General features: G+C 62.3%; 20 protein-coding genes. 9 read left to right on the forward strand and 11 right to left on the reverse strand.

From position 1 onward, the window contains the following. Positions 1–4: 4 nt before the first annotated feature. The 3 genes from IVA95_RS02460 to IVA95_RS02470 are packed head-to-tail and all read right to left on the reverse strand — an operon-like array spanning position 5 to position 4076. Positions 5–2233 (reverse strand): molybdopterin cofactor-binding domain-containing protein, encoded by a 2229-nt coding sequence (locus tag IVA95_RS02460; protein ID WP_247509051.1) that lies wholly within the window; start codon positions 2231–2233, stop codon positions 5–7. Beyond that, positions 2230–2727, reverse strand: a complete 498-nt coding sequence (locus IVA95_RS02465; RefSeq protein WP_247509052.1) for a (2Fe-2S)-binding protein — start codon at positions 2725–2727, stop codon at positions 2230–2232. Before IVA95_RS02465 ends, IVA95_RS02460 begins: the two co-directional genes overlap by 4 nt. After that, positions 2724–4076, reverse strand: coding sequence for a cytochrome c (locus IVA95_RS02470; protein WP_247509053.1), 1353 nt, complete (start codon positions 4074–4076; stop codon positions 2724–2726). Before IVA95_RS02470 ends, IVA95_RS02465 begins: the two co-directional genes overlap by 4 nt. A gap of 243 nt (positions 4077–4319) precedes the next feature. On the opposite strand from IVA95_RS02470, the gene recQ reads away from it, so the two are divergent. Continuing rightward, the gene (gene recQ, locus IVA95_RS02475) at positions 4320–6182 is read left to right on the forward strand and encodes a DNA helicase RecQ (protein ID WP_247509054.1); all 1863 of its coding nucleotides are present in this window, start codon (positions 4320–4322) and stop codon (positions 6180–6182) included. A 4-nt stretch (positions 6183–6186) separates the two neighbouring features. On the opposite strand, the gene IVA95_RS02480 is transcribed toward recQ, so the two are convergent. Further along, the gene (locus IVA95_RS02480; RefSeq protein ID WP_247509055.1) at positions 6187–7200 is read right to left on the reverse strand and encodes a 1-aminocyclopropane-1-carboxylate deaminase; all 1014 of its coding nucleotides are present in this window, start codon (positions 7198–7200) and stop codon (positions 6187–6189) included. 161 nt (positions 7201–7361) lie between these two features. On the opposite strand from IVA95_RS02480, the gene IVA95_RS02485 reads away from it, so the two are divergent. Both IVA95_RS02485 and IVA95_RS02490 read left to right on the forward strand, forming a co-directional pair. Then, positions 7362–7826, forward strand: coding sequence for an Lrp/AsnC ligand binding domain-containing protein (locus IVA95_RS02485; protein WP_247509056.1), 465 nt, complete (start codon positions 7362–7364; stop codon positions 7824–7826). Positions 7827–7910: 84 nt separating this feature from the next. Further along, positions 7911–8504 carry a hypothetical protein gene (locus IVA95_RS02490; protein WP_247509057.1) on the forward strand — a complete coding sequence of 198 codons (594 nt, stop codon included), beginning with the start codon at positions 7911–7913 and terminating at the stop codon, positions 8502–8504. A gap of 145 nt (positions 8505–8649) precedes the next feature. Here IVA95_RS02490 and IVA95_RS02495 read toward each other — a convergent pair whose 3' ends face one another. Beyond that, positions 8650–8919: a hypothetical protein gene (locus tag IVA95_RS02495; protein ID WP_213251618.1), complete on the reverse strand. Its 270-nt coding sequence runs from the start codon at positions 8917–8919 to the stop codon at positions 8650–8652. 19 nt (positions 8920–8938) lie between these two features. Then, positions 8939–9136 (reverse strand): hypothetical protein, encoded by a 198-nt coding sequence (locus IVA95_RS02500; RefSeq protein WP_247509058.1) that lies wholly within the window; start codon positions 9134–9136, stop codon positions 8939–8941. 255 nt (positions 9137–9391) lie between these two features. On the opposite strand from IVA95_RS02500, the gene IVA95_RS02505 reads away from it, so the two are divergent. Then, positions 9392–9697: a hypothetical protein gene (locus IVA95_RS02505; RefSeq protein ID WP_247509059.1), complete on the forward strand. Its 306-nt coding sequence runs from the start codon at positions 9392–9394 to the stop codon at positions 9695–9697. Between the two features lie 113 nt (positions 9698–9810). On the opposite strand, the gene IVA95_RS02510 is transcribed toward IVA95_RS02505, so the two are convergent. After that, entirely contained in the window at positions 9811–10404 is a 594-nt protein-coding gene (locus IVA95_RS02510; RefSeq protein ID WP_247509060.1) for a trypsin-like peptidase domain-containing protein, read from the reverse strand. Between the two features lie 30 nt (positions 10405–10434). On the opposite strand from IVA95_RS02510, the gene IVA95_RS02515 reads away from it, so the two are divergent. Next, positions 10435–10626 (forward strand): hypothetical protein, encoded by a 192-nt coding sequence (locus IVA95_RS02515; protein ID WP_247509061.1) that lies wholly within the window; start codon positions 10435–10437, stop codon positions 10624–10626. Between the two features lie 40 nt (positions 10627–10666). On the opposite strand, the gene IVA95_RS02520 is transcribed toward IVA95_RS02515, so the two are convergent. Then, positions 10667–11101, reverse strand: a complete 435-nt coding sequence (locus IVA95_RS02520) for a hypothetical protein (protein ID WP_247509062.1) — start codon at positions 11099–11101, stop codon at positions 10667–10669. 243 nt (positions 11102–11344) lie between these two features. On the opposite strand from IVA95_RS02520, the gene IVA95_RS02525 reads away from it, so the two are divergent. Further along, on the forward strand, positions 11345–12577 hold the full coding sequence (locus tag IVA95_RS02525) for a glycosyltransferase family 87 protein (RefSeq protein WP_247509063.1): 1233 nt from the start codon (positions 11345–11347) through the stop codon (positions 12575–12577). Between the two features lie 274 nt (positions 12578–12851). Next, entirely contained in the window at positions 12852–13832 is a 981-nt protein-coding gene (locus IVA95_RS02530; protein ID WP_247509064.1) for a tripartite tricarboxylate transporter substrate binding protein, read from the forward strand. Positions 13833–13891: 59 nt separating this feature from the next. Here IVA95_RS02530 and IVA95_RS02535 read toward each other — a convergent pair whose 3' ends face one another. Together IVA95_RS02535 and IVA95_RS02540 are read right to left on the reverse strand one after the other, a co-directional pair. Then, entirely contained in the window at positions 13892–14707 is an 816-nt protein-coding gene (locus IVA95_RS02535; RefSeq protein ID WP_247509065.1) for a tetratricopeptide repeat protein, read from the reverse strand. A gap of 171 nt (positions 14708–14878) precedes the next feature. Beyond that, entirely contained in the window at positions 14879–15565 is a 687-nt protein-coding gene (locus IVA95_RS02540) for a FecR domain-containing protein (protein ID WP_346657973.1), read from the reverse strand. Positions 15566–15771: 206 nt separating this feature from the next. Here IVA95_RS02540 and IVA95_RS02545 point away from each other — a divergent pair, with 206 nt between their 5' ends. After that, on the forward strand, positions 15772–18405 hold the full coding sequence (locus IVA95_RS02545; RefSeq protein ID WP_247509066.1) for a VCBS domain-containing protein: 2634 nt from the start codon (positions 15772–15774) through the stop codon (positions 18403–18405). 48 nt (positions 18406–18453) lie between these two features. Here the strand turns inward: IVA95_RS02545 and IVA95_RS02550 are convergent, their stop codons facing one another. Next, complete coding sequence (locus IVA95_RS02550; RefSeq protein ID WP_247509067.1) at positions 18454–19443, reverse strand: tripartite tricarboxylate transporter substrate-binding protein; 990 nt, start codon at positions 19441–19443, stop codon at positions 18454–18456. Positions 19444–19663: 220 nt separating this feature from the next. Here IVA95_RS02550 and IVA95_RS02555 point away from each other — a divergent pair, with 220 nt between their 5' ends. Continuing rightward, entirely contained in the window at positions 19664–20578 is a 915-nt protein-coding gene (locus IVA95_RS02555; RefSeq protein WP_247509068.1) for a 2-dehydro-3-deoxygalactonokinase, read from the forward strand. The last annotated feature ends 6 nt before the right edge of the window (positions 20579–20584 follow it).

Consider the following 20584-nt stretch of genomic DNA (forward strand, 5'->3'; position numbering starts at 1 on the left):
ACCTTCACGCATCGATCGCTTCCTTGATGCGCTTGCGCGTCAGCGGCAGGTTACGCAGGCGCTTTCCGGTCGCGTTGGCGATGGCGTTTGCAATCGAGGCCGCCGCCGGGCCCTGCCCGGTTTCGCCGCTGCCGAGGAACGGCTGCCCCGGCCGGTCGATGATGTGAACCTCGATGCTTTCGGGCACTGAATTGAAACGCAGGATTGGATAGGTCTGCCAGTCGATGCTGGTGATCCTGGTGTCGTCGAACGTAACGCTCTCATACAGCGTCCAGCTCATCGACTGCACGATTGCGCCTTCGATCTGGTTGATCAATCCGTCCGGATTGACCACCTGCCCGCTATCGACCGCTGCCACCGCACGCACCAGGCGCGGGCGGCCGGTCTCGCGGTTCACCTCGACTTCGGAAGCGATGGCGCAATAGGCGGCCAGATTCTTGTACCGCGCAAAGGCAAAGCCGTAGCCGCGATCCGGCGGCGGCCTCCGATCAGGCTTCCATCCGAACGCTTGCGCGGCCTTTTCGACCACGTCGCGGCCGCGCTGATCGTCGAGATGTTTCAATCTGAACTCGACCGGATCGGCGCCGGCGAGAATGGCGAGCTCGTCGATAAAGCTCTCGATCGAGAACACATTGTGGTAGGCGCCGAGCGCCCGCATCGCCGAAATCCGCAACGGCATCGCGGGAATGAAGTGATGCACCACGCGCGCATTGGGGAAATTGTAGAATGGGATCGCGTTGCGATCACCGCCGCCTTCCGGCAGCGGCAACGGCCTGGGAGCCGGCACGGCAAACGGCTGCGCCATGTGCTGCGCCGCCAGCAACGATCCAGCGCCGCCCGGCCGCATCGAATGCGTATTGCTCCAGACATCGAAATTCCAGTCGGCAATTTTGCCATTGCCGTCAAGTGACGCCTTGAGCTTCGTCACCATGGCCGGGCCGAACGGCTCCCAGGCATGTTCCTGTTCGCGCGTCCAGTGCACGCGAACGGGTCGGCCGGGTAATGCACGGGCGATCAACGCAGCGTCGGCCGCGGCGTCGTCAGCGCCGTTGTGGCCATAGCAGCCCGAGCCTTCGATGTGGATCAGGCGAACGCTGGCCGGCGACATGCGCAGCATTTCGGCGATGCCCTGACGATCGGGATAGACGCCTTGCGTATGCGTCCACACTGTCATCGCGCCATCAATGAATTGTGCCACCGCGCAGGACGGCCCGATCGATCCATGCGCCTGATATGGCCGCGTATAGGTCGCCTCCACGGTCTTCTGGCCAGTGTCCGCGGGATTGCCACGCTCAAAGATGGTCGCGTCCTGCGAAGGCAAGCTGGTCAACACGTTAAGCAGATCATCCTGTTTCGGCAGGCTTGCGGTTTCCTTCCATTTGGCGGCAGCGGCAAGCGCGTTCATCGCCTTGATCGACTGGAATTCCTTTTCTGCGACCACGGCCAGGAAATTGCCGTCACGCACGACCTTGACGACGCCGGGCAGTTTCTCGACGGCGGCGGTATCGCATTCGGTCAGTTGCGCGCCGTAGCTCGGCGGCCGCACGACGCGGGCGTGCACCATCCCAGGCAGCCGCATGTCTTGAACATAGGCCGTCCCTCCGGTCACCTTGGCAGGGATGTCGACGCGCGGCACAGGCCGGCCGATCACCTTGAATGTCGCCGGGTCCTTCAATTTGGACGTCGGCTGTGCCTGAACATGCAACATCTCGCCTGCGACGAGTTCACCATACGACAGGCGCTTGCCATCTGGCGCGATCACCGCGCCGTCTGCCGTGCGCAGGTTCTCGGCCGGCAGATCAAGCCGCCTCGCCGCTTCTGCAATCAGCAGCGCGCGAACCTGTGCCGCCGCGTTCTGGATTGCGGTGCCGCTGTCCTTCATGGAGTTGCTGCCGGCTGTATAGCCTTCGTTCGCGGTCAGACGCGTGTCCGCCGTCGTCACCTTGAGAGATTCAAAGGGGATATCGAGCTCCTCGGCCGCGATCTGCTGAAACGCCGTCTTGAAGCCCTGGCCGAGTTCGGCCTTGCCGGTGAACACCTCGACGCCATTAGCATCAATGCGGATCCACGCGTCGAGATAGGGCGATGTTTTCAAGCTACCGGGCGGGCTCGGTGCGGCAGCCGGGGGCGGGTCTTGTTGCTGCGCCAAGGCATTGCCGAGCGAGAAGCTGACGATCAGCGCGCCGCCGCCTGCCAGCACGCGACGGCGATCGATAATGACGGGGGCGTTCATCGGGCGCCTCCATTGGCTGCCGGTGACGCTTCCGCCGTGTCCATCAGCCGCGCCGCCCGATGCACCGCACGCAAAATTCGCATATGGGTGCCGCAGCGGCACAGATGCGGTTCGAGCTCGGCGCGAATCTGCTCGTCAGTCGGCTTCGAATTCTTCTGCAGCAAGGCCTGCGCCCGCATCATCATTCCCGGGATGCAATAGCCGCATTGTGCTGCCTGCTCTTCCATAAATGCCCGCTGGATCGGCGCGGGCTCGGCGATCGTGCCAAGACCCTCCAACGTCGTTACCTGCTTGCCTTCGAGCAGCACCATCGGCACGACGCAGGACAGCACCGCCTTGCCGTCCACGATTACCGTGCACGAGCCGCATTGTCCTAACCCGCAGCCGAACTTGGCGGCATTGAGCTTGAGGTCGTCGCGCAGCACGTAGAGCAGCGGCGTATCCGGCTCTGCGTCGACCTGATGCTCGCGGCCGTTGACCTTCAATGTCATCATGGCTTTTCTCGCTGCTGAGGGTCGGCAGGCGCGTTGCGCGGCGCGGGCGATGTCTGAAGAAATACGGTCTGCGTGCGTCGTGCTTCTGCGATGGTCTTTTTGAGATCGGTCCATGCCGGCTGGTCGCTGAACCGCGCCCGCAAATAGTTCAGCAAGGCCGAAGCCTGATCATCGTTCATGCTGGCTGCAAAGCCCGGCATGATCGGGCTGCGCTCGCCTTCCACCGCGTCAATGCCTGACAGCACGATGTTGGCGAGATTGCGCGGATCGGGGCTTGAGATCGCGGTGCTGAGGCCGAGATCGACTCCGCCATAAGGAAGCGGCCTGCCGCTCTCGTGGCATGACGCGCAGGCGGCAGTGTAAATCGACGCGCCAACGGGGTTTGCCTGCGAAGCCGCCTTGCCGCGCGCCAAGGCAGCCTCGCTTGGTCCCGTGCGGCCAGACGTCGGTGTACCGGAAACGCTGGCCACATAGACCGCGATGGCGCGGACGTCGCTTGCCGGCACCGAGGACAGGTTGCTGACCACCTTCGCCATCGGTCCGCGCGCAGTGCCATGATCGGGATGCCAGCCTTCGCGCAAATAGGTGAACAATGCATCGGCGGTCCAGGGCACGGGTGAACGGGACTGGTCGTTGATCGCATAGGCGTGCCAGTCATCGACATCGCCGCCGGCAAACCGTGCGCTGACGCGCTCGGCGCCCAGCGCATTTCGTGGCGTATGGCAGGCGCCGCAATGGGCGAGCCCTTCGACCAGATAGGCACCGCGGTTCCACTCGGCGCTCTGCTTCGGATCAGGCCGATAGGTGTCGTGGCGAAGGAAAAGCAATTTCCATCCCGCGATGGCGAGCCGCTGGTTGAACGGGAAAGAAAGCTGGTTTTCGCGTGCCGCTGCGCGAACCGGCTGCCGCGTCATCAGGAAGGCATAGAGCGCCCGGTCGTCCTCATCGCTGACGTTGGTGAAGTGGTCGTATGGGAATGTCGGATAAAGGTGCTGGCCTTCACGGTTGACGCCGGACCGCATCGCGCGGCGGAATGCGGCTTCCGACCATCGGCCGATTCCCGTCTCCGGCTCCGGCGTGATGTTGGTGGAATAGATTGTGCCGAACGGGGTCGGCACCGGCAGGCCGCCGGCAAAGTTCTTAGCCCCGCGCGGCGTATGGCAATCGCTGCAATTGCCAATCGCCGCCAGGTCGCGGCCTCGCTTGACGAGATCAATATCGAAGGATTGCGGGTCGGGACGATCGATTGCCGCGATTTCCGGGCGCCACGCAATTGCAAAGGCCGCGACGGCGGCAGCGATCAGCAAGGCGGCAACGATACCCGCGATGATCCGCGCCGATACCCGCATGCTCTCGTCTCGGATTTTTGTTACTTGGGTTGCCTTCTAACACAAATCTCCCTCCGTCGTTCGCCCCCGGACGCGCTGATCACCGGCAGTTGACCCGTTGCTGCCATTGCTGAACACGCCACGGGAACATCAAATCAGGCATAGACTTGCCACGATGTTTTTGGCCTATTGGATCCGCTCAATTTTCGGTACCTCCCCCAAAAGCCTGGCGCCACACGCCTTCAACCGGACGACCTCACTCCCATGCCTGCTCCCGCAGCCCGGCGCCCTGAATCCGGCAATGTCCCCGATGCGCTGTCTGTCCTGAATTCCGTGTTCGGCCTGCCCGCGTTCCGCGGCGCACAGGAAGAAATCGTCCGGCACGTGACCGACGGCGGCAATTGCCTCGTGCTGATGCCGACCGGTGGCGGCAAGTCGCTGTGCTACCAGTTGCCGTCGCTGCTGCGCGAGGGCTGCGGCATCGTGGTGTCGCCGCTGATCGCACTGATGCGCGACCAGGTCGCGGGGCTTCTGGAGTCCGGCGTCGACGCGGCCGTGCTGAACTCGACGCTGTCATTCGACGAGGCGTCGGAAGTCGAGCGGCGGCTATTGGCCGGCGACCTCGACCTGCTCTATGTCGCGCCGGAACGGCTGTTGACGCCGCGCTGCCTTTCCCTGCTCGGCCAAGCGAATATCGCGCTGTTTGCGATCGACGAGGCGCATTGCGTGTCGCAATGGGGGCACGATTTCCGTCCCGAATATATCGGCCTCTCCGTACTGGCGGAGCGCTTTCCCGACGTGCCACGCATTGCGCTGACGGCAACCGCCGACGAGATGACACGCAAGGAGATCGTGACCCGGTTGGGGCTATCAGGCGCACCGAGCTTCATCTCGAGTTTCGACCGCCCGAACATTCGCTACGAGATCGTCGAGAAGCAGAACGCGCCGGCCCAGCTCAAGGCATTCATTACCGAGCGTCACGCCGGCGATGCCGGCATCGTCTATTGCCTATCGCGCGCCAAGGTCGAGGATACCGCCGAAGCGCTGAGCAACGCCGGCATTCCGGCCCTGCCCTATCACGCCGGTCTAGACGCCGGCCGTCGTGCCCGCAACCAGGATCGTTTCATCAACGAGGACGGCATCGTCATCGTCGCCACCATCGCGTTCGGCATGGGCATCGACAAGCCGGACGTACGCTTTGTCGCACATCTCGATCTGCCGAAAAGCATCGAGGCCTACTATCAGGAAACCGGCCGTGCCGGGCGCGACGGCAAGCCGTCCAGCGCCTGGATGGCCTATGGCCTGACCGATATCGTGCAGCAGCGCCGCATGATCGACGAGTCCACCGGCTCCGATGCGTTCAAGCGCGTCTCGATCGGCAAACTCGACGCGCTGGTCGCGCTGGCGGAAACCGCCGGCTGCCGACGCAGCCGCCTGCTCGGCTATTTCGGCGAGGCCGTCACGTCGACCAATTGCGGCAATTGCGACAACTGCCTGTCACCGCCACAGCTTCGCGACGGCAAGGTCGCTGCGCAAAAACTGTTGTCCTGTGCCTACCGCACCGGGCAGAGGTTCGGCGCCATGCATCTGATCGACGTGCTGGTCGGCCGCATGACCGAGAAGGTCACGCAGTTCGGACACGACAAGCTGTCCGTGTTCGGCATCGGCGGCGAACTTAACGAAAAGCAGTGGCGTGCCGTGATCCGGCAACTAGTCGCGATGGGTCACCTCAAGGCGGACAGCGAAGCCTTTGGTGCACTTAAGCTGACGGAAAGCGCGCGCGGCGTCCTCAAAGGCGAGACCGAGGTGATGCTGCGCGAGGCGGCGCCCGGCACCCGCACTCGCGCCAGCCGCGCCAAATCAAGGCGTGGCGATCTCGCGCCGCGCGCCGAAACCAAGCCCGCCGATGCCGGCCTGCAGGCCGCGCTTCGCGCCTGGCGCTCGGAGATCGCGCGCCAGCGAGGCGTGCCGGCCTATGTCGTGCTGCATGATTCCACGCTCGACGGCATCGCCGCCGCACGGCCGGCGACGCTGAACGCGCTTCGCGATATTCCCGGCATTGGCGACAAGAAGCTCGAACATTACGGCGACGAATTGCTAGCGGTGGTGCGAGCGGCGGACAAGTAAGTCTCTATCCGTTGCGGAAGGTGTAAGCGTAGCCGTTGATCGCGGGCGCGCCGCCAAGATGGGCGTAGAGCACTTTCGATCCCTTCGGGAAATAGCCCTCGTTCACGAGGTCGATCATGCCCTGCATCGATTTTCCCTCGTAAACGGGATCGGTGATCATGCCTTCGAGCCGCGCGCAGAGCCGGATGGCCTGCTTGGTTTCTTCCGACGGAACGCCATAGGCCGGATAGGCATAGTCCTCGATCAGGACGACGTCGTCCTCGACGATCTGCTGACCCAACTCGACGAGATTTGCGGTGTTGCGGGCGATGTCGAGCACCTGGGCCTTGGTCTGCGCCGGGGTGAAGGATGCGTCGATGCCGATCACCTTGCGGGCGCGGCCGTCCTTGGCAAATCCGACCAGCATGCCGGCATGGGTCGAGCCGGTGACCGTGCAGACCACGATGTAATCGAAGGCAAAGCCAAGCTCTTTCTCCTGCGCGCGGACCTCTTCGGCAAACCCGACATAGCCGAGCCCGCCATATTTGTGCACGGAGGCACCGGCGGGAATCGCATAGGGCTTGCCGCCCTTCGCCTTCACATCTGCAATCGCCTCTTCCCAGCTCTGGCGGATGCCAATGTCGAAACCTTCATCCACCAGCCGTACGTCCGCGCCCATCACGCGGCTGAGCAGGATGTTGCCGACCCGGTCATAGACCGCGTCCTCATGCGGCACCCAGCTTTCCTGCACCAGGCGGCACTTCATGCCGATCTTGGCTGCGACCGCCGCAACCATGCGGGTGTGGTTGGACTGCACGCCACCGATAGAGACCAGCGTGTCCGCGTTGGAGGCGATCGCGTCGGGAATGATGTATTCGAGCTTGCGCAGCTTGTTGCCGCCGAAGGCGAGCCCCGAATTACAGTCCTCGCGCTTGGCGTAGAGTTCGACCTGACCGCCGAGATGCTTCGAGAGCCGCTCCAGCTTTTCGATGTGGGTAGGCCCGAAGGTGAGCGGATAGCGTTCGAATTTCTCCAACATGGTCATCCCCCGTTGATGGTCTGAATGTCGGGGGAATGCCTATCACCGCGCTCCAGATAGGTGCTTTCAAAATCGAAACCAAGCTAGCGCTGTTATTGCACAATTCCGGGATTGTGATGCATCATCTACCATCACTCGGCACGATTGCGGAACATTCTTTCATGCCCGGCAGACTCGACCGTATCGACCTTAAGATATTGCGTTTGCTGCAAAATAGCGGCCGACTGACCAATGCCGAGCTGGCCGAAACGACCGGTGTCAGTGCCGCAACCTGTCACCGCCGCACCCAGCGCCTGTTCGACGAGGGGTTCATAGCGGGGATCCGGGCGATGGTGGCGCCACGAAAAGTCGGCAAGGGTGCGCTCGTCATGGTCGGCGTCGTGCTCGACCGCTCCACACCGGAAAGCTTTGCCGCCTTCGAGCGGGCGATCGCACAACTTAAATTCGTGCTCGATTGCCATTTGGTGGCGGGCGATTTCGACTATTTCCTCAAGATCCGCGTCGGCGATATGGAGGATTTCAACCGCATTCATGGCGAACAGTTGATTGCGCTGCCGGGCGTCCGCCAGACCCGGACCTTCTTCGTCATGAAGGAGGTCGTCGACAACGCGCCGCTCGATTTCTGATAGTGTTCGGCACCGCAAGACGGGCCCATCTTGCCCGGATGCGCTCTTCCGGAACCTGCGGAGACTCTGGTCAGGCAGCGCGCCATGTCCTATCAACCGGGCATGACCATGAACATTTGCCGGCGCGTTTTCGCTCTCGCCACCATTTTCATTGCAATGCCAGCCTCTGCCTCGGACGAACTTCACCGGCAAGAGCCCGATACCGTTATTTTTGCGATGATGTCCGGCAAATGCAGCACGCTTAAAGTGGCGGGACGCGATTTTGCCTGCCGCGCGGTTGCGTTCTTCCAGACGGAGGAAGGCAGGGCAAATTTTACCGTCGCCCTCGAGGACCCCAGCGACGACAGCCATATCATCACGTTTTCCGGCGACAACGGGCGGAGACCGGAGGCCAATCTGTACGAATTGCCGATCGACCGGATGCTGTTGAAAACCAAGGACAGGCCGAAGGCCGACGGTCTGCCGGTGCCGGCAGTCGAATCGACCGCTGGCCTCTGCAAGCAGGTCGGAAACTTCGTGACGCTTGAGCTTTCCTCTATCTCCTGCACCGCCGTCGACCGGAACGGCAAGAAATACGAGCTGCAGTATCAGTCCGACGGCGCGCCGATGGCGGTGCGCCGCATCAAGCGGATGCGTGTCGGCAGCCCCGCGGTGTCGCCGTTCGACGATGTAAAATGAAAGGCCGCCGGCGGAAAACCGATGGCGGCCAGTGTCGATCCACGCATGGCTCGCGACTGCGCGGACAAGCTCATGCTAGTTTGAAAGTCCTCCCAGGCAGTTGGAGGCTACCCGTCAAAGTCGAGCGATTGCCTTCACGCGGGCTTTACCGTGAACTGCCTCGCTCGCGCCCGCTCCTCGCTGGGAGGATGGAGCTCGCGATGTCGAACGCTATGGCCCATCTCGGCTTCTCTTCCTCTGCGCCGGGCACGTTGATCTGGACGCCGCCACCGTCGCTGACTGTATAGGACGCGGCCAGTACGGCGGCCTCGAGGGCGGCGCCCCGCGAATCGTAGACGCCGCCAATCTTGACGTTGTCGGCAAACACCGACCAGCCCAGCGGCGCCTTCACGACTTCGAACACTGATCGTTCCATCAAGACACCCTATGTCGCCTTACCTGTATCGCTTCCGTCCCTCGCCGACGCGGCGAATCCTGGCGAATGAAGCATGGCGCCGGGACGCTGACTTCTCGCCGGCGGCCTTCGCTCGCCCGTCGGAGGCCCGCAACTCCGTCAACAAATTCGCCGCCGGTGCCAGCGCGATTTCCTTCCGCACAGCATCGACAATTCGATCGAACTCAACTTCGCTCATCGCACGCTCCATTGCGCCGGGCCGGCATTCAGCCGCCAGGACGATAAGAGGGGACCGCGCTGACCACAGATCACCATGCAAGTTTGTTGTTAGAAGGCTCGCCCGCGGTCGCTTCGGTGGCAAAAAGAGGTCGAAATCGGGAAGCGGCCGCCTCTCGGCCTGCGCGAAACCGGTGGGCCCGATGCGCCGCCGGGTCCCCCTTGGCCCAACTTGCCCCATGCGTGCTAGATTCGGCCACGAATCAGGAGGGTTTGCATGCCGGTAGATAGTGACAGCGCCATTGCGTGGCACCGCGCCCAGCTCAAGAAGCTTCGCGAGACATTGAGGAGCATCGAGACCGCCAGGTTCACGGTGGGCGAGTCCGCACAATCGAGCAGAACCGGCAAAACCCAGAAGACCATTGCCGAGCTCGAGCAGAAAATCCGGCAGTCGCAGCACATCATCGCCGCCTATGAGCGGCAGACCCGGCGGCCGTTGGCGACCGACCAGCGAAGCCTCGCCAGCGTGAGCTGGAGCGCCTGGAACGCCCAGACGGCCCATAGCCGCGGTAGTTCGCGATAGGTCTTTGCCAGATCGTTGGCCGGCGCAATGTAGACCTGCGCTCGGCCGAACGGCGTCGGGCGCGCGATCGTGAAATCCGGAAGGACCGGCTGGGCAAAACGGCGGCGCGGCACCTAATTCTTTGCCGTCTCTTTCTCCTTCGCCTTGGCCTTGCACGAAATCAGAAAGGTAAACGCCCGCGCATTGCGGGCGATTTCGGTGGTCTTCAATTCGGTCTTGGCGTCCGAGATCTGATAGGGGACCACGCTGTTATCGAGAAAATCCCGCAAGGCTCCGGTCTTGATGGCGAAATTGATGTTCTCGGGAATGTTGCCCGTTGCCCTCGCGAACTTGATGGCATTCAGTTTCGCCGCGACCACGCCGACAACGTCGCCGCTTGCGGCCAATAGCGGCCCGCCGCTATTGCCGGGTTGAACGGCAGCACTGATCTGCAGGAAGCGCGTATCGTTCAGGATGCCGCTGAGCGAGCTCACGATCCCGGTCGTCACCGTGAAATCGGATGTCAGCAATCCATGAAAGGGATAGCCGATCGCGACCACGCTGTCGCCGGACTGGATTGCCTTGTCCCTGATTTTCGCGACGTCCTTGAACGAGCCCGTCACCTGCAGCAGCGCCAGATCATTGGTCTCATCGCTCGACACCAGGCGCAATTTGGCGGGCGCCTCGCCGGACAGGTTGCCCAAAATGTCGCCGACGCATCCGTGCACGACATGCGCATGGTCACGAGATGTCCGTTGGTGCTCACCAGAAAGCCGGTGCCGGTCTGGTCGAACAACCTATCGGGCTTGCCGGCCGCAGCATCGGGCGCCGCCGCTGCGGCGACCGGCTTGGCGGCGGGCAGGACCGAAAAATCGCCGGCACTGGCCAATCCCGATTGCCTGATCTTGGCGACGCAATTCGCTAATACCGGCAATAGCTGGCCGGTCTGATCGAGGTTGAACTGGAAGAGCTGCCCCTGCGTATAGGCGGTCATGGCCTTGGCCCGCCGGAACTGGCTGATGAGCGCGGAGTTGTTCGGCATCGGCACGCGAACCAGCTTGTCGGCAATTGGGACGCCATGAACGTTAACGGTTGCTGACCATCGAATGTCAAGGTCAGCGGAAAGGCTTCCCCGGTCGTCAGTCTCCATTGTTCGTGCATGAAGCCGAGGCTCCATCCACCACTATGATCGATCATAACGAGAAAATAGACGCCGCTGGCGTAGCGGGCGCCCGCCGCACAGTGCGAGAAGGATCCGGTCTGGTCATTGGTGTAGGCCCCGCCCTGCCAGTTGCCGACGCTGATCGAACCATATGGTCCGCGCGCCTGCGCATTCGAATTGGCAAAAATCGCACACAACAAAGCTGCGACCGCACCAGCACGGCACGTCATAAGCGCATCACCCCACATTCCCAGGGCGAGCATATTGGTCTTTGCAACCGAAGTCCATTTGGACCAATGCGGAAGATCAAAATTTCCGCTCCGGGGGGAGAGGAAGCCGTGGTTTGCTATCGGCCATATACCCGCTGCAGCCGGGGGCGGCCGAGCCGCCGAAGTCCACTTTATTAAGGTCTTTGCCGGATCATTCGGCACCGCATTTCGATCGGCGTAAGATCGAAGCCGATTCGTGTCTGCCCGTAGCAGGCAACTCAATCCTCAGCAGGTCAAATGATGGACTTGGCCAACCGTGGCATTGATTTCAAGCAGACGGCTGCGCTGCGTCCGCCGCCGGTGGTGCTGATCCCCGCCCTGGCAATGTCGTTCTACGTCTGGCTCAACCTCCTCACGACCATTCCATATCCGGGCAAAATCGGGCTTGACTACAACACGCTTGGTACGGACTGGATGGTCTTCTACGGCGCGACCCGCTCGGTCCTCGACGACAATGCGCTGCTGATCTTCGACGGTGATCGCTTCACCGACTTCCTCAACACGACGTTTGCAGGCTGGCTCTCCAAGCCGCTGGAATTCCGGCCATGGGCCTATCCGCCGAGCTTTCTGCTGATCCTGCTGCCGTTCGCGCCGCTGGGATTCTTCGGCTCCTATGTGGCGTTTCAAATCGCGACCGGCGCCCTGCTGGCCGTCGCGCTGCGGGCGAGTGCGGGAAACACCCTGCCGTCAGGCGCTCTGCTGCTGGCCGCGCTGATGTGTCCGGCGTCGGCCATCAATGCGATCAACGGTCAGGCCGTCTTTCTGGTCGCAGCCCTGATCGTCGGCGGCTTTAGCCTTCTCGAACAGCGTCCCTATCTCGGCGGACTGGTGCTGGGGCTGCTGACGTTCAAGCCCCAATTCTGCATCCTGGTGCCGATCGCGCTCGTCGCGGCCGGGCAGTGGCGCGCGCTCCTGGCTGCAGGCTTGTCCGCGTTGGCCATGATGATCGCGAGCGGATTGATTTTCGGATGGGAGCTGTGGCTGCGCTGGATTCCGGTCATCCTTGAAAATCTCGTCAGCCCGAATCCGAAGTGGATCGAGTATGGCCGCATGTGGGGCCACAGTGTCTACACCTGCGCGGTCTTGCTGGGCGCGCCGGAGCGGCTGGCGTCGTGGATTCAACTGCTTGCGACGCTCGGCGCGGCGGCATCCGTCGTCATCGCTTTCCGGTCGCGGCTGGGGACGCGGGAAAAGACGGCGGTCTTTCTGGCCGCCACGGTGCTTGCCGCTCCGCATTCCGGGCCCTATGACGCGACGCTATTGGTGATCGCGACGGCGTTCTGGTTGATGGCGCGAGAGGCTCCGCTGCCGGTTTGGTGCTGGACGCTGGCATTCATGACCTGGCTGATGCCGATGCTGAGCCCGCCCTTGCTGTTTCCCGTCGGCAGGATCGCCCCGCTCTTTCCCGTATTGTTAATGGTACTTCTGCTTCGTCCCGGGGTTTCGACCGTCCCGGCGCCGGCGCAATAGCGGCAGGTGCGGGGGCCCTTTTTAGTAGCCTTCGGCGCAGCCGCACGGGAACGAGCGGCCCCGGCGCCCGTGGGAACGACTATACGCCCCAGGGGCTGCCGCTCATTTTCCCCCGGCCTGCCCGCTCATTTTGATGGATCGCGCCTGGCATCTTGCATACGGTGTGGGCTCGCTGCCCTGGCCGTTTCCGGAATAAAGCCGGAATCAGGGAAGTAAAAAGACAATCGCGCCGCCGAGGGCGGATGCCAATTTGCAATACCCGGAGGAGAATGCCGTGAAGTCAAGAGTTGTCCGGTACGCCCTGTTTACAGTTCTGACGGCGCTATCCGCCGTGGCCGGCCAGGCCCAAGCCCAATCATGGCCGGAGAAGCCGATCACCTTCATCGTGCCGTTCGCGGCCGGCGGCGGTACCGATGCCTTTGCCCGCCCGTTGGCGGCCCAGCTCGATGCCCAGTTGGGCAAGCGCGTGCTGATCGAGAACCGCGCGGGCGCCGGCGGCACCGTCGGCGCTTCCGCAGCGTCGAAGGCCGCGCCCGATGGCTACACCTTCTTCATGGGCGCGGCACATCACGCCATTGCCCCATCGCTCTATCCCAACCTCGACTACAACATCGAGAAGGATTTTATCGCGGTGGCGCTGATCGCGCGGCCGCCGCAGGTGGTGGTCGTCAATCCGGAAAAGGTTGCCGCCAAAACGCTGGCCGAGTTCATCGCTTACGCCAAAGCCAATCCGGGCAAATTGAACTATGGCTCCGCAGGCGCCGGCACCACGCATCATCTCGCGGGCGAACTGTTCAAGATTCTGACCAAGACCAACCTTCAGCACGTCCCCTATCGTGGGGCCGGCCCCGCGATGCAGGATCTCATCGCCGGCCACGTGCCTGTTGTCTTCGACGGACTTGGCTCGTCGGCTGGGCCCATCAGGGCCGGACAGTTGCGGGCGCTGGCCGTCGCTGCGCCGAAACGCGTGCCCGCGTTCCCCGATCTTCCGACCGCCGCGGAAGCAGGCCTTCCCGGCTATGAAGTATCGACCTGGTACGGCCTGTTCGCACCGAAGAACACGCCGCCGGCGATTGTCGAGCAGATGGCCAAGGAGTTGCAGAAGGCCATGCAGACGCCGGCCATCAAGGAAGCCTGGGAGCGCAACGGCTCCGACGTCCCTGATGTCGCCGGTCCTGCGTTCGCGAAAATGGTGTCCGCGGAAGTCGAGCGCTGGCGCAAGGTCGCGACCGAAGCGAACGTGAAGCTGGATTAGCCCGGCAGCCCAGGCGCGGCATCGTTTTCACGACGAATTTGCCGCGCCGGGCTCGCTGGCTAATTGCTGTCACGCACGCCGTAGCGCATGAAGTCCTGATCGATTCCAGCCCGCAGCGCCTTTGCTGCGGAAATATCGGTATCGCCGCCAGCCTTATCGCCGCTCGCAAGCCTGGCAAGCCCGCGCCCATAGAGCGCACTCGCCAGCCTTGAATCTACACGTAGTGCCGAACTGAAATCCTCGATCGCCGCGTCAGCTTGTCCCATCTTCAGGTGAATCAGCCCACGCGAGTCATGGGTGGCGGCGTCGTTCGGCCACGATTGAAGCACCTTGTTGCAGTCCTCAAGCGCCGCCTGTAACGAGCCGAGGATAGCCCGGGTCCAGCAGCGGCCGCTCCACGCAGCTTCCAGATTGGGCTCGAGGCGGATTGCCTCGTCGTAGTCCCGCGCCGCGCGATCGTACTCGTTCTTTTTGAGGTAGACACCAGCACGGTTGACGAAAGCTCGGCCATAGTTCGGTTTCAGCCTGATCGCCTCGTCAAGAGCTTGGAGGGCGAGGTCGTATTCGCCCTTCCTCAAGTAAGCTGCGCCGCGGTTATTGAATGGCCTGGCGTAAGTCGGATCAAGCTTGATCGATTGATCGAAATCCAGGAGGGCGCGGTCAACGTCTCCGTTTATCGTATGGGCATTGCCACGATTGTTATAGGCAATAGCAAGTGCGGTCCTTGTACCTTGACCGGAATCGATGAACGCCGTGCAACCACCGATCCGGGCTGCAAGCGAAGTGTGTTCCGAGCCGTTGCACAGCGCGATGTTTTCGAGATAGTCGCTCTTCTTGGGACTCTGCGCCGCAGCGAGTGAGCCGAGCAGCAGCAAGCCAAAAGCGGGCGCCAAGCCGTGGACGATGCGCTTGCTTGCACTAAATTCCATATCAGGCCTTCCGATGTTGGAACTAGCGGATGGGCCCCTTCGACCTGAAGGCGGCACGCCCGGACTGGTTGACTGATGAATTTCTCGCACCGGAAGCGGCTTGCGCCGGAACTGCGCCTAGCACCCCCGACAGATATTCAGATTTGACTTCGAGAAAGGCTTTTGATCGGGTTGCTGCGCCGCTGGTGCCGTCGGCTTTCTTGCGACTCTGCTCTTGCCCTCTTCAATGAGAGTAGAAAATCTGACTGTCCCGTCATCCGAAATTTCGACGCGTGGCGTGGTGCCTCGAACGCCCATGGTCGCGACCGGGGTATCGACCTTCATATCGCCGGTCTTCGCGACTTTGCCCGCGACAAAGGTGAAGGTGCCCTTGGTCAGATTGAACAAGGACGCGTTGGACGTGTTATTTGGATCGTACACGAACTCGTTCAAAACCATGCGCGCGTTGTTCGACAGATTGAAGGAAGTGCCGTCCGTGAAGTTGATACCGACCCTGCCGTCGGCGCCGGTTGCAACTGCATCGCCCTGATAGACGAGATCACCGACCTTCGCCTGACCGGCTTGACCTGAGGTGCTGACCTGAACGACCGTCGCACTCGCGCGTTCAAGTGTGACCGAACCCGTGGCGACAACAATTTTTCCAATTGGTTTTGACGCTAGATCCTGAACGGCGGGCCTGGCGGAATCGCGTTGCGCGTGAGCCGGCCCAGCAAAAAGCCCGGCTGTCGCCAGAACGAAGCCTGTTACCAACGCAGCAATAGCATGCGTGCACATGATCCCCCTTCCTGAGAAGATCTTGTCCAAGAGAGAACTCACGGTCGCTTTGAACCGTCGGCCAAGGCGACATTAGACCCGATGTCGGGGGAAGGCATTATTCTATCACCCGCTCAAAAGGATTACTCCTTTTGAGCCTAAAGCCTAACGCCCCCCGATTGGGATAGCTTGGAGGTCTTGGCGGCTAGCCTTCGGCTGGCCGCGCTAGGCTATTTTGACCTGAATATTTTGACCTCATGGGCTGGGCAAAGCCAGACCACGAAAATTTCGCACGAGGGGCGGGGGTTGAAGCCATGCTTGTCGGGTCCCACGCCGAGACTGGGGACGAACGTAAGGCCGCGGCGGCTCCGCTTACCCAAATTATCGGCAACGTTCCGACCGCGGCCGGCTTCGGCACCCTTAAGCGCGCGACCCGCACTGCCGCTCAAGTCGCGGTCGGCGATCCGCGAAGCAGGGCTCATGCCGGCCGGTTCGGCATGCTGTGGCTCACAGCACTGACCTTCTCGCTTGTGAAGGAGGCTAAGGCCGCCGAGCCTGATGTCACGTTCCTGGACGACGGCAACATCACATACAAGGACCTCGAGCATGGCGCATTCGAGCTGGTCACCAAGGAGGTGATCCCTCGACGCTTCCTCGTCGACGATCCCGGACAGACCATCATCCTGCGCTCGCAGGGGTCCACCATCAGCGTAAGTCAGAGCACGAACTCCGCCGCTCGAATGGCCGAATTGCAGGCAGCCCAGCAGGAGGCGCTTGCCACCTACGAGAAGGGACTGGGGTCGACGGGATCGAGCACGCCCCCTCCCCTCGAACGACTGCCGGTGCAGCCGATCAATTTCATTCAGATCGATGGTTCTACCCCGGCGCAGGAACTGCCCGCTTTGCCCGCGGTGATCCTCGCATCAGCCCCCGAGATGATCATCGGACAACTGCCGCCTCCGCAGCCGACGCCACCGACGTTGAACGCGGTTGCCGGGCCGACCGAGATCGACACCACGGCCTTTGACATCTTCACCGCGACAAGCGGCACTTTCCTTGCGAGCAGCCCCAACAGCGGCGCGACACTGACCTTCGGCATCGACGGGGGAACCGCCGGCAGCACCGTCATCGACGGGGTCACATACGATGTATCGAGGGCTGGTCCCTACGGTACGCTTTACGTCGACAGCACGACCGGCGCCTATACGTTCGTTCCGGATAATACTGCGATCAATGCGCTTATTGAGCCCACGACCACGGACTTCACGATCACCGTTTCCGACGGGACGCTCTCGGCCAATCAAACTTTCACGATTTCCATCAACGGCGCCAACGACGCGGCCGTCATCTCCGGCGCCACCACCGGCGCGGTGATCGAGGCCAGCGGCGTCGCCAATACCACGCTCGGCGCGCCGAGCGCCACCGGCACGCTCACCAGCGCCGACGTCGACCATGCCCCCAATACTTTCACGACGGTCAGCACCCCGACCGCGAGCACGCGCGGCTTCGGCACCTTCACGATGACGGCGGCGGGCGCGTGGACCTACACGATCGATGATGCCAACGGCACGGTGCAGGCACTCAATGTCGGCGACACGTTGACCGACACGTTCACCGTGACCACCATCGACGGTACCCCACAGGTGGTGACAGTCACCATCAACGGCACCAATGACGCGGCGGTCATTTCCGGCGCCACCACCGGCTCCGTGACCGAGGACGGTGGCACCAAGTGCGACCCGCCGACCGCGACCGGCACGCTCACCGCTACCGACGTCGACAACGCCTCCGGTTTTACGGCAGTCAACTGCCCGACGGCCAGCGATGCCGGCTATGGCACCTTCACGATGACGGCGGACGGCGTGTGGACTTACAAGCTCGACAACAGCAACTGCGCGGTACAGGCACTGAACGTCGGAGACAAGCTGACCGACACTTTCAAGGTGACCTCCCTGGACGGCACCGCGCAGCTGGTGACGGTTACTATCAATGGCACCAACGACGCCGCCATCATTTGCGGGACCAAGGACGGCTCGGTTATCGAGGCTGGCGGCGTAGCCAATTCCGTATCTTGCAAACCAACCGCGACCGGCACGCTTACCGACACTGACGTCGACAACACTCCCAACACCTTTACGGCGATCGATTCGCCGAAAGCTAGCGATGGCGGTTATGGCACTTTCACCATGACGGCGGATGGGGTTTGGACCTACACGCTCGATAATACCAACTGCAAAGTGCAGGCTCTCAATGTCTGCGACAAGCTGACCGACTGCTTTACGGTGACCACCATCGACGGCACCCCGCAGGTGGTGACGATCACCGTCAACGGCGCCAACGACGCCGCTGTCATTTGTGGCGCAACGACCGGCTCAGTCACCGAAGCTGGCGCCTGCACATACGGTACGCCAATCGCAACCGGCACGCTCACCGATACCGACGTCGACAATACGCCCAACACGTTCACAGCGGTCAACTGCCCGACAGCCAGCGACGGCGGCTATGGCAGCTTCACGATGACGAAGGATGGCGTCTGGACCTACAGGCTCGACAACGCCAATTGCGAGGTGCATGCGCTCAACGACTGCGACACGCTGACCGACTGCTTCACGGTGACCACCATCGACGGCACCGCACAGGTGGTGACAATCACCATCAACGGCACCAACGACGCGTTCTATTTCAAGGACAAGATGTCCGACGTCAAAACTTCTGACGTCATCGACCTTGTAGGGGATGACTCGGCGCCAATCAGCTCCCCCAGCGGAGCGCCCGCGATTTCAGAGGCGAATCAAACGATCGAGCTGTCTGCACAATGGTCCGACAGTTTCGTTTGGAACCAGCCGGGTAACGCTGTCACTACCCACGCGCCGCACGATCTGATCGTGTGATGGAGCTGCGCCGGTTTCGGCGCAGCCATTCCGCATCGCGGGGCGGCCTTACTTTGCTTCGCTCGCCTTGATTCCCGAGCTTTCAACGAGCTTTGCCACCCGTGTCAGGTCGCTGGCGAACAGGCGCGCGTGCGCCTCGGGCGTCAATTCATTTTCGGGAAATGGCAGGGTACCGAGCTGCTTCAGCTTCTCCAGCAGGGTCGGGTCGGCCAGTGCTGCACGAAGCGCCGAATTCAGCGCCGCTATGGTCTCCTTGGGAGTGCCCTTCGCGACGTAGAGCCCATGCCACATCGAGTAGCTGACCTCGGGCATGCCAAGCTCGGCGGTGGTCGGCACGTCCTTCAACTGTTCGAGCCGTTGCGGCGAGGTGATAGCGATGCCGTGCAGCGTTCCGGCCTGAATCTGCGGCAACGCGTTAGTCACCTGATCCCACAACAGATCAATCTGCCCCGCCAGCAGATCGGAGATCGCCGGCGCCGATCCGCGATAAGCGACAACCGTCGGCTTGAAGCCGAGCACATTGCCCATCATCACAGCGCATAAGTGACTGTTGGTCCCGAGGCCACCATGCGCGAAGTTCGCCTTTTCGCGTTGCGCCTTGATCCAGTCCACAAAATCCTTCGGTCCCGCGCCGGGGATCGACTTGCGGCCAATCAGAACCATCGGCGCATTGTTGACGAGACCGACTGCCTCAAACGCCGTTTTGGTATCGTAGCGCAGGTTGGTGAACAGACTGGGAGCCGCAAGCAGCGCGACGTGATTGATGAGGATCGTGGTGCCGTCAGGCGCCGATCGGGCCACGCGATCATTGGCCAGCGTGCTGCCGCCGCCCACCACGTTCTCGATAATGACGGTCTGACCGAGCGTGCGCGCCATCCGCTCGCCGATCAGGCGCGCGACGGTGTCGGTGCCGCCGCCGGCCGCAAAGGGCACCACCAGCGTCACCGTCTTGGACGATTGCGCGTGCGCCTGCGGCGAGAGCGCCGCAATCAGCAGACCAAGCCACACGATTGCGCTTCTGAGGGGAAAATTGATCACGACGGCGTCCTCCCAATTCATTCTTTTTGTTGTGATGCCGCATTGTTGCGGACGTGAGCTCGTTGGCGAAGCCGCGCCGCAGCAACATGCCTGGCCTCGCATGAGCTCGGATCATGCTGATTGCGCTTCCGCAAATCAAATGGAAAGCGAACGTAGCTCGCCGGCACACCGGCGTGATACGATGTCCTCAAGGCACAGATAGCATCGGGACGGACTTGAAATGAGCGAGGCTGCATACGTCGCGGTCGATTGGGGCACGAGCAGTTTTCGGCTTTGGCTGGTCGACCGGGCCGGCAACGTGCTCGGAGAACAGCGCAGCCACGAGGGCATGATGGTGGCAGGCAAGCTTGGCTTCGCAACCGTGCTGCACTCGCATCTAAAGGCCGTCGGCGCCGGGGATGGGTTGCCCGTTGTCATCTGCGGCATGGCCGGTGCCCGGCAGGGATGGGTCGAAGCCGGATACGTCGACACGCCGGCGCGGCTCGCATCGATCCTGAAGCAGGCCGTCGCGGTACCGGGACAGGATCGTGACATCCGCATTCTCCCGGGAATAGCACAACGAGACCCCAAGGCGCCGGATGTCATGCGGGGCGAGGAGACACAGTTGCTCGGCGCCTTGGGCATGGACGCGGCTGACGACACGCTCGTCTGCATGCCGGGCACGCATTCGAAATGGGTCAGGACGAGTGGCGGCACCGTCGAGCGCTTCGCTACTTTCATGACGGGCGAGCTGTTCGACGTCGTGTCGCGCGAAACGATCCTCTCCCACGCGGTGGCCGGCGCCGATGCAGCGGAAGACATCGACGCATTCAAATCAGCGCTCATTGCTGCCTTTGAGACGCCAGCGTTGGCCGCCAATCTGCTGTTCCACGTGCGATCGGGTCAGCTCCTCTACGGCGGCACGCCATCCTCCGCCCGCGAAAAAATATCGGGCACCTTGATTGGTCTCGAATTGGCGGCGGGGCTCGCCGGCGAAGCTCGCAGGGCGGGCATCACGCTGGTGGCATCGGGGAGGCTCCAGATGCTTTATCAATTGGCGTTTGACACGGTTTCCGTTCCTGTCCGATCAATCGGTGCCGAGGATGCGGTCCGTCGCGGCCTTGCGATGGCCGCTCACTCGATTTGGAACGTATGAAGGATC

Source organism: Bradyrhizobium sp. 157 (assembly GCF_023073815.1).
Lineage (GTDB): Bacteria > Pseudomonadota > Alphaproteobacteria > Rhizobiales > Xanthobacteraceae > Bradyrhizobium.

What these genes read in the sequence shown, in the direction of transcription:
- IVA95_RS02495 (WP_213251618.1), bottom strand. Translation starts at nt 8,919, where the DNA reads ATGGAACGATCAGTGTTCGAAGTCGTGAAGGCGCCGCTGGGCTGGTCG.
- IVA95_RS02505 (WP_247509059.1), top strand. Translation starts at nt 9,392, where the DNA reads ATGCCGGTAGATAGTGACAGCGCCATTGCGTGGCACCGCGCCCAGCTC.
- IVA95_RS02555 (WP_247509068.1), top strand. Translation starts at nt 19,664, where the DNA reads ATGAGCGAGGCTGCATACGTCGCGGTCGATTGGGGCACGAGCAGTTTT.
- IVA95_RS02545 (WP_247509066.1), top strand. Translation starts at nt 15,772, where the DNA reads ATGGGCTGGGCAAAGCCAGACCACGAAAATTTCGCACGAGGGGCGGGG.
- IVA95_RS02480 (WP_247509055.1), bottom strand. Translation starts at nt 7,200, where the DNA reads ATGTTGGAGAAATTCGAACGCTATCCGCTCACCTTCGGGCCTACCCAC.
- IVA95_RS02485 (WP_247509056.1), top strand. Translation starts at nt 7,362, where the DNA reads ATGCCCGGCAGACTCGACCGTATCGACCTTAAGATATTGCGTTTGCTG.
- IVA95_RS02465 (WP_247509052.1), bottom strand. Translation starts at nt 2,727, where the DNA reads ATGATGACATTGAAGGTCAACGGCCGCGAGCATCAGGTCGACGCAGAG.
- IVA95_RS02460 (WP_247509051.1), bottom strand. Translation starts at nt 2,233, where the DNA reads ATGAACGCCCCCGTCATTATCGATCGCCGTCGCGTGCTGGCAGGCGGC.
- IVA95_RS02500 (WP_247509058.1), bottom strand. Translation starts at nt 9,136, where the DNA reads ATGAGCGAAGTTGAGTTCGATCGAATTGTCGATGCTGTGCGGAAGGAA.
- recQ (WP_247509054.1), top strand. Translation starts at nt 4,320, where the DNA reads ATGCCTGCTCCCGCAGCCCGGCGCCCTGAATCCGGCAATGTCCCCGAT.
- IVA95_RS02490 (WP_247509057.1), top strand. Translation starts at nt 7,911, where the DNA reads ATGTCCTATCAACCGGGCATGACCATGAACATTTGCCGGCGCGTTTTC.
- IVA95_RS02520 (WP_247509062.1), bottom strand. Translation starts at nt 11,101, where the DNA reads ATGCTCGCCCTGGGAATGTGGGGTGATGCGCTTATGACGTGCCGTGCT.
- IVA95_RS02470 (WP_247509053.1), bottom strand. Translation starts at nt 4,076, where the DNA reads ATGCGGGTATCGGCGCGGATCATCGCGGGTATCGTTGCCGCCTTGCTG.
- IVA95_RS02525 (WP_247509063.1), top strand. Translation starts at nt 11,345, where the DNA reads ATGATGGACTTGGCCAACCGTGGCATTGATTTCAAGCAGACGGCTGCG.